At 74.3% G+C, this 7575-nt stretch carries 10 protein-coding genes and 1 pseudogene; 3 read left to right on the top strand and 8 right to left on the bottom strand.

What is annotated here, in order from left to right; translation table 11 throughout:
• Nucleotides 1-457 (top strand): hypothetical protein (locus BJF79_RS00700; protein ID WP_187356940.1); only part of this gene is annotated, 457 nt, incomplete at its 5' end.
• Between the two features lie 43 nt (nucleotides 458-500).
• On the opposite strand, the gene dtd is transcribed toward BJF79_RS00700, so the two are convergent.
• Complete coding sequence (gene dtd, locus BJF79_RS00695; protein WP_075894534.1) at nucleotides 501-926, bottom strand: D-aminoacyl-tRNA deacylase; 426 nt, start codon at nucleotides 924-926, stop codon at nucleotides 501-503.
• Nucleotides 927-946: 20 nt separating this feature from the next.
• Here dtd and BJF79_RS00690 point away from each other — a divergent pair, with 20 nt between their 5' ends.
• Together BJF79_RS00690 and BJF79_RS00685 are read left to right on the top strand one after the other, a co-directional pair.
• Complete coding sequence (locus tag BJF79_RS00690; RefSeq protein ID WP_075894533.1) at nucleotides 947-1774, top strand: 3-keto-5-aminohexanoate cleavage protein; 828 nt, start codon at nucleotides 947-949, stop codon at nucleotides 1772-1774.
• Between the two features lie 17 nt (nucleotides 1775-1791).
• Nucleotides 1792-2775 carry an asparaginase gene (locus BJF79_RS00685; protein WP_075894532.1) on the top strand — a complete coding sequence of 328 codons (984 nt, stop codon included), beginning with the start codon at nucleotides 1792-1794 and terminating at the stop codon, nucleotides 2773-2775.
• Here the strand turns inward: BJF79_RS00685 and BJF79_RS00680 are convergent.
• From BJF79_RS00680 to BJF79_RS00660, 7 genes and pseudogenes are all read right to left on the bottom strand, one after another.
• Nucleotides 2744-3118, bottom strand: a complete 375-nt coding sequence (locus BJF79_RS00680; protein ID WP_075894531.1) for a hypothetical protein — start codon at nucleotides 3116-3118, stop codon at nucleotides 2744-2746. The genes BJF79_RS00685 and BJF79_RS00680 overlap by 32 nt on opposite strands.
• Nucleotides 3119-3225: 107 nt before the next feature.
• Nucleotides 3226-3579, bottom strand: a complete 354-nt coding sequence (locus BJF79_RS57815; RefSeq protein WP_262401323.1) for a hypothetical protein — start codon at nucleotides 3577-3579, stop codon at nucleotides 3226-3228.
• Nucleotides 3580-3775: 196 nt separating this feature from the next.
• Nucleotides 3776-4465 (bottom strand): MFS transporter, encoded by a 690-nt coding sequence (locus BJF79_RS57810; RefSeq protein WP_262401322.1) that lies wholly within the window; start codon nucleotides 4463-4465, stop codon nucleotides 3776-3778.
• A complete protein-coding gene (locus tag BJF79_RS57805) occupies nucleotides 4462-4887 on the bottom strand; it encodes an FCD domain-containing protein (protein ID WP_262401321.1) in 426 nt (141 codons plus the stop codon). Before BJF79_RS57805 ends, BJF79_RS57810 begins: the two co-directional genes overlap by 4 nt.
• 80 nt (nucleotides 4888-4967) lie before the next feature.
• Nucleotides 4968-5201 (bottom strand): annotated as a pseudogene (locus BJF79_RS57800) (FadR/GntR family transcriptional regulator); the annotation flags it as partial.
• Nucleotides 5202-5345: 144 nt separating this feature from the next.
• Nucleotides 5346-5747 (bottom strand): hypothetical protein, encoded by a 402-nt coding sequence (locus BJF79_RS00665; RefSeq protein ID WP_075894530.1) that lies wholly within the window; start codon nucleotides 5745-5747, stop codon nucleotides 5346-5348.
• Nucleotides 5748-5820: 73 nt separating this feature from the next.
• Nucleotides 5821-7554: a DUF2207 domain-containing protein gene (locus tag BJF79_RS00660; RefSeq protein ID WP_075894529.1), complete on the bottom strand. Its 1734-nt coding sequence runs from the start codon at nucleotides 7552-7554 to the stop codon at nucleotides 5821-5823.
• Nucleotides 7555-7575: the final 21 nt, after the last annotated feature.

Here is a 7575-nt window from a genome sequence, read left to right as displayed (position 1 = left end):
CGGCCGCCCGCCGGGGCGGCGCCCGGCGGCGCCCGCGCCGGGAGTCCGCGCTGGTGTGGTGGCCGGGTTCGCCGCGCTCGCCGTCGCCGCCGGGTGGCTGGGCTCGTGGCGGGTGGCGCTCGTCGGCCTCCTCGGCTGGTGCCTGTACCAGTTCGCGCTGGTCCCGACCCTGTGCCGGGTGCTGACCCCGCAGGGCTACGCGTGCACGGAACGGGCCCGCGGACGCCTGTTCGCGTGCGGCCGCGACCACCAGCGGGTGAAGAACGACGCCCTGTGGCGCTCCGTCGGCCGCCGCCGCCGCGGTGCCGCGGACGGCGACGTCCACGACGGCACCGGCGTGGTCGTCGTGTCCGGCAACGTCCGAGGCCGCCTGACCCCGGCCGACCGCGCCCTGCTCCTCCTGGCGGCGGCCGGAACGATCGTCACCGTCGCCACGACCCTCTACACCTTCCGCTGACCGCCCCTGGGCGCCCGCCCGTCCGTCCGCCCGTCCGGCCGGGTCAGAATTCGAGGACGAGGGTGATCGGGCCGTCGTTGACGAGCGCGACCCGCATGTCCGCGCCGAACTCGCCCGTCTCGACCTTCGCGCCGAGGGTCCGCAGTTCGGTGACGACGGCGTCCACCAGGGGTTCGGCGACGGGGCCGGGGGCGGCGGCCGTCCAGCCGGGGCGGCGGCCCTTGCGGGCGTCGCCGTAGAGGGTGAACTGGCTGACGACGAGCAGCGGCGCGCCGACGTCCGAGCACGACTTCTCGTCCGCGAGGATGCGCAACCCCCACAGCTTCGCGGCCATCTTGCGGGCCTTCGCCTCGTCGTCGTCGTGCGTGACGCCGACCAGGACCATCAGGCCCGGCCCGTCGATGGCGCCGACGACGCGGTCGGCCACGGTCACGCTCGCACTGCTCACCCGCTGGACTACTGCCCTCATGAGGAGGCATTCTGCCGCCTATGGGAGCAACGACGCTCATCACGGTGGCGCCCACGGGCGCGGAGTCCGCCAAGGCGGACGTTCCGGCCCTGCCCGTCACCCTGGAGGAACTCGTCCAGACGGCCAAGGAGTGCGAGGCGGCGGGGGCGGCGATCGTCCACGTGCACATCCGCGACGACGACGCGCGGCCGACGCTCGACCCGTCCCGGCTGCGGGACACGGTGCGGGCGCTGCGGGAAAGCACGGGGCTGATCGTGCAGCTGTCCACGGGCGGCGCGGTGACCGACCCGTACGAGGACCGGCTGGCCGTCCTGGACGCCGAGCCCGACATGTGCTCGCTCACCTGCGGGACGGTCAACTTCGGCGACGACGTGTTCATGAACCCCTGGCCGTTCATGGTGGAGCTTTACCAACGGACCCAGGAGTTGGAGGTCGTGCCAGAGTTCGAGCTGTTCGACCTGGGGCACATTGCCGCGCTGCACCGTCTCCTGGACAAGCACGGGCTTCCGTACGGCGGTCACGTGCACTGCGACCTGGTGATGGGCGTGCCGGGCGGGATGCCGGGGGACGCGCGGACGCTCGTCGCGGCCGTCGAGGCCCTCCCGGACGGCGCCACCTGGTCGGCGACCGGTGTGGGGCGGACGTCGCTGCCGGTGATGTTCGCGGCGCTGTCGGCGGGCGGGCATCTGCGCGTCGGCATGGAGGACACGCTGACCCTCGCGAAGGGCACGCCGGTGACGGCGAACGTGCAGCTCGTCGAGCGTGCGGCGGCCGCCGCGGCGCTCGCGCAGAGGCCGTCCGCGCCGGTCCGGGACGCCCGTGCGCTGCTGGGGATCAAACGCCGTTGACCGGGCATGATGGGGCCATGATCAATCCGGTGCTGGTCGAGGTGGAGCGTTCCGGGTTCGTGGAGTCGCGGCACCGCGGCGCCGCGGCCGGGCTGGCGGCGGACGGGACGCTCGCCGTGCGGGCCGGGACGGTCGACGAGCCGATCTTCCCGCGGTCGGCGAACAAGCCGCTGCAGGCCGTCGCGATGCTGCGGTCCGGGCTGGAGCTGGCGGGGGAGCTGCTGGCGCTCGCCGCCGGGAGCCACTCGGGGGAGGACTTCCACGTCGAGGGCGTCGAGAAGATCCTCGCGGGCGCGGGCCTGACGGCGGACGAGTTGCGCTGTCCCGAGTCGTGGCCGATCGACCCCGGGGCGTCGCGCTCGTGCGAGGGGCCGTCGCGCGTCCGGATGAACTGCTCGGGCAAGCACGCCGCGATGCTCGCCACGTGCGTCGCGGCGGGCTGGCCGACGGCGTCTTACCTGGACGCGGAGCATCCGCTGCAGGTCGCGGTGCGCGGGGTCGTCGAGGAGCTGGCGGGCGAGCGGGTCGCGGCGGCGGGGGTCGACGGGTGCGGGGCGCCGCTGTTCGCGATCTCCACGCTGGGCGTCGCGCGCGCCTACCGGGCGCTGGTGCTGGCCCCGCCGGACGCGCCGGAGTGCCTGGTCGCGGACGCGATGCGCACGCATCCGCAGTGGACGTCCGGGACCGACCGGGAGGAGCGCCGGCTGATGGACGCCGTCCCCGGCCTGCTGGTCAAGTGCGGTGCGGAGGGCGTGGACGCGTTCGCGCTCGCCGACGGCCGGGCCGGCGCCGTGAAGATCGACGACGGGGCGATGCGGGCCCGCACGCCGGTGACCGTCGCCCTGCTGTGCGCGCTCACGGAGGGGACGCCGGACGCGCCCGGCGGCGGCCTTCCGGAGGCCGCCGACACGGACGCGCTGGCGGAACTGTCCACCGTGGAGCTGCGCGGCGGGGACGCCGTCGTCGGCGTCATTCGTTCCGTCGTCCCCAGTCGACCTTGACGGTCGGCTGTTCGAGGTAGACGCGTTTCTCCGGGGGGACCTTCGGTTCCCGTCCGGGCTGCGGGTTGTCGCGCTGGAACTCGTCGAACTGCGTCGACTTCTCCGGCGGGTAGCTGTGCGAGAACATCCCGGGCCGGTAGGTGTAGGTGCCGCCCTGCTCCATGCCGCGGTGGTTCGTCTGGTCGTTGCGGCGGTCCGGGTGGATCTTCCGGTCCGAGGACGCCCTCGTCAGGAACACCCACGTCAGGACGGCCAGCGTGGCGGTGAAGGGGATGACCCAGACGAAGACGGTGCCGGGAGTGGCGTACGCCATGATGACGCCGGTTTCCAGAGTCGCGGGCATTGTTCCACCTCCCTGCCGGGCCTCGTGCCCGGCAGGGAGGGGAATATGTGGCGAATGGTGCGAATTTTGGGTGCTTTTGACGTGGTCGATCCGCGCCAGGGACGGCGTCAGCCGAGCATCGCCGCGGACCCCTCGTCGGCCGGCTCGTCCGCGGGCGGCGGGCCGCCGATCGTCCGGTTCCGGCCCGCGATCATGCCCGGGACCAGCAGCAGCGCCGTCGCCGCGAGCACGCCGAGCATCGGAACGGTCCAGCCGCCGGTGGCGTCGTGCAGCGCGCCCACCGCGAGCGGCCCCATCGCCGCGAGCACGTACCCGAGGCCCTGCGCCATGCCCGACAGCTGCGCCGCGACCGCCGCGTCGTGCGAGCGCAGCCCGATGAACGACAGCGCCGTCGGGAACCCGATGCCCTGCCCGACGCCCAGCACGAACGCCCACACCCAGACGCTCCCGATCGCGCCCACGTCGCGCCCGCGAACCCCACGGCCGTCAGCACCACGATCAGCACCACCAGCGGCCGCTGGTCGCGGGTCCGCCGCGCCAGCACCGGCACCAGCAGCGACGACACCGCCTGGATCCCGGACGTCGCCGCCAGCGCGTACCCGGCGCCCGCCTCGCTCATCCCGCGGTCCTGCCAGATCGTCGCCAGCCACCCCAGCGTCACGTACGCCAGCAGCGACTGCAGGCCCATGAACGCCGTGACGCTCCACGACAGGCCCGACCGCCACACCAGCGCCGCGACGCCCCGGGACGGCCGGACGGGCGGCGCCGAACGGGCCGCGCGCGACGCCCGGACCGGGCGCGCAGCCAGATCAGCCCCGCGACCGCCGTCGGGATCGCCAGCAGCCCGAGCGGCAGCCGCCACGACGCGTCGAACGCGTTCTCCACCGGGACCGCCAGGCCCGCCGCCAGCGCCGCGCCGCCCGACATCGCCACCGTGTAGATCGCCGTCACCGTCGTGAGCGACTCCGGATGGTCCCGCTTGATGATCGCGGGCATCGCGATGTTGCCGATGCTGATCGCCATCCCGGCGGCGAGCGACCCCGCGAACAGCGGGAACGGCGCGCCGACGAGGCGCAGCAGCAACCCCACGATCAGCAGCGCCATCGACGCCACCAGCAGCGTCTCGGCGCGCGGCGGGCGGCGCAGGAACGGCGCGAGCAGCCCGTAGAAGCCGAAGAACGCCAGCGGCAGCGTGGTCAGCGCGCCCGCCGCCGTGCCCGACAGGCCGAACTCCTCCTGGATCTCGGTGAGCACCGGCCCGACCGCCCCGATCGCCGGGCGCAGGTTCAGCGCGACCAGGACGATCAACGCCACCGCCCCGACCCGGGACGCGCGCGCCGCGCTCACCGCTCGTCCGCGTCGTCGGCCGGCCCGTCGATCGGCCCGTCGATCAGCCCGTCGAGGACGGCCAGCGTCGGATCGACGACCGCGGCGGCCGCGCGCGCCGCGGCGTCGCCGTCGAGTGCCGCGACCGCGTCGAGCACCGCGCGGTGCGCCGCCTGGCTCGCCTCCGGGACCTCGTGGTCGAGCCGCACCGTCCGCATCGCCTCGCCGAGCCGCTGGATGAAGAACCGCATCGCCTCGATCAGCACCGGGTTGCGGGTGGCCTCGGCGACGCCGAGGTGGAACCGCGCGTCCGCCGCCCCGAACTCGGCCGCCTCGGTCGCCGACTCCCGGGCGGCGAGCAGCTCGGCGAGCCGCGCCAGGTCCGCGTCCGTCCGGCGCCGCGCCGCCAGCCGCGCGGCCTGCACGTCGTAGGCGAGCTGCATCTCGAACACGTCCCGCGCCGTCGCCCGCGACACCCGGCGCAGCAGCGGGCGCGGGTCGCGCTGCTGCGGACGTAGGTGCCGTCGCCGCGCCGCACCTCCAGGACGCCCACGTGCGACAGCGCCCGGATCGCCTCCCGCACCGCCGGGCGGCTCACCCCGAGCTGCGCGGCGAGATCGGTCTCGGCGGGGATCCGCCCGCCGATCGGCCACGCCCCGCCGCTCACCTCGGCCTGCAGCTGGTTCAGCACGGCATCGACGGTCGACCCGCCGGGGACCGGACTCAGCGCCACACCATCTCCTGACGAACATCGCATACCGGACAGACGTCAGACATCTTACAAAGGGCCCGCGACGGTCGTCCGGAGGGGTCTGGACGGCCGTCGCGGGGGTCCGGGCGGGTCAACGCCCGCCGGGCCGGGGAATGTGACGGGGTGTGGCCGAGCCCGGCGGGCGTCGAGTCAGCGGGCCCGCTCGCGGACGCGCTTCCGCAGCGCCCTCGTGAGCAGGACCTTCGTGAACGGGTTCCGCGCCGCGGCGCGGGCCTCTTCGAGACGGCGGCGTTCGGCGGCCAGTTCGGCCGCACGCCGGCGTTCCAGCTCCGCCCGGCGGACGGCGGCGCGGCGCTCGTCCTCGGTGAGCGCCTCGTCGCGTCTGCTGCGCTGCGCCGGACTGCCCTGGATGACGCCGCCCATCACCGGCCCGCCGCGGTGCGACAGGCCGTCCTCCCCGCCGTGCAAGCGGATCCGCATCCGCGAAGCCGCGATCGTGAGGCCGATCCACAGCAGGACCGACAGCAGCACGACCACCGGCACGATGAACAAGAGGGGGCTGTACGTCGCCCCGGTGTTCGGCGGAAGCACGGCGGCGTCACCTCCTGCGTCGGTGGCTCGCCCCCGCACATACCCGCGGGCCGGAGTTCAATCGCGAGGCGCGTCACAAACCCCGCGACTGGGAGATGGAACCCGAGGTCGCGAGGGTGAACGTCCGCATGGATTCGGCGAACTTCGACAGGTCCCACTCGGCGGGGCCCTCGTACCAGTACAGGTTGTCGGCGCCCTCGGCGCGGACGCCCGCGTCCTCGACCGTCCCCGCCCACCGCTCGACGACGTCGAACACGACCGCGTACGGCAGGAACCGGGAGAACAGCGCGATCCGCTGCGGCGAGGCGAGCGACTCGCCGTCCGGCAGCTCCCCGCGCTCCAGGTACGCGCGGAACCCGATGGTGTGCGCGAGGACGGTCGAACCGCGCGCCGTCTTCGCGGGCATGTACTGGCCGCCGTAGGCCAGCGCCGCGCCCGCGATGATCACCGCGAGCCCGGCGAGCGCCCACTCGGTGGTCAACGCCAGCGCGACCGTCCCGGCGATCCCGAGGACGGTCAGCGCCAGCCCCCCGATGGTCCACCGGGACCGGACGGTGTCGGGCCGCCGCGCGAACCACCCCTGCCGGACGACGTCGGCGTACATCGCCGACCGCACCTGCGCGAGCTTCGTCGCGAACGTCCCGCCGAGCTCCGACAGCTTCACCGCGTCGCGCGCCGTCCCGTCCGGCGCCGTCAGCAGCGCGTCCAGCAGGATCCGCTCGTAGGGCAGCAGGTCGACCACCGGACGGTCGAGGCGGCGCAGCGTCCAGTCGAGCCGGCCGGTGGCCTCCCGGTCCTCCTCCTCGATCAGCAGGTAGCCGCGGACGGCGAGGTCCACGATCGTCGCGGTCACGTCGATCACGTCGGCCTGCTCGTCGACGAGCGTGCCGATCTGGCCCGGCCGCACCCCGTCCGGCGGCTCGAACTCGGCGCCCGCCACCGGCGCCTGATCGCCCTCGGCGGCCTTCCTGCCGACGACCCGCGCGTCCCGCCCGCGCAGCAGGTAGAGGACCGCGACGCCGCCGCCGAGCAGCACCAGCAGCCCGATCAGCGCCGACCCGGTCACCGCGTTGACGGAGAACGCGGTCGCGACCGTCTGCCGCCGCTCGAACAGCGCGTGCCCGCCGGTCGTCCCCGCCGGGAAGCCCGCGACGACCGTCAGGTACTCGCCGGGGAGCATCTTCTCCTGGCTGTAGATCCCCTGCGTCTGGGCGTGGTTCATGTAGAACTGCGTGCATCCGACCGTGCTGCCGATCGGCCCCGCGAAGCAGTTGACGTTGCGGATCATGGTGCCGCCGTCCACGGTGGCGCTCGCGGTCTCCACCGGGACGTTCCAGCCGCCCGCCACCGGCCACCACAGCTCGTCCGCCGCGCCCAGCCGGGTGACCGCGCCGCGCAGGTCGTACTCCAGGACGACCGTGCGCCGCCCCGTCAGCTTCCGCGCGCCGCTCACCTCGACGGTCGTGCGGGTGCCCTCGCTCGTCGACGTCACCCGCGTCGGGCCGCCGTCCGGGCTGGACGCCTTCAGGTTCGTCATCCGGTACACGCGGTCGCGGGTCGCGCTCTCGTGCTCGCGCGTCACGAACTCGCGCGCGAAGCCGTCGTGCCCCGCGAACTCGTAGACGATCGTCTCCTTCACGTGGGCGACCCCGTTGCCGACCGTCATGACGACCTGGTCGTTCAGCACCCGTTCCGTCGCCGCGCGCCGCGCCGCGTCCCGGGGCGCCATCGCGAGGGGAAGGAGAACGGCGGCCGTGACCACCGCCATGACAGGTCGCACCTGGCGCAGCGCCGCAAGAGCAGACATGGCCGCACATCGTAGCGGTAA

It is taken from the genome of Actinomadura sp. CNU-125, from assembly GCF_001942465.1.
Taxonomy (GTDB): Bacteria; Actinomycetota; Actinomycetes; order Streptosporangiales; family Streptosporangiaceae; genus Spirillospora.
The sequence above is the reverse complement of the archived record's forward strand: the minus strand, read 5'-3'. Positions and strand labels throughout refer to the sequence as shown.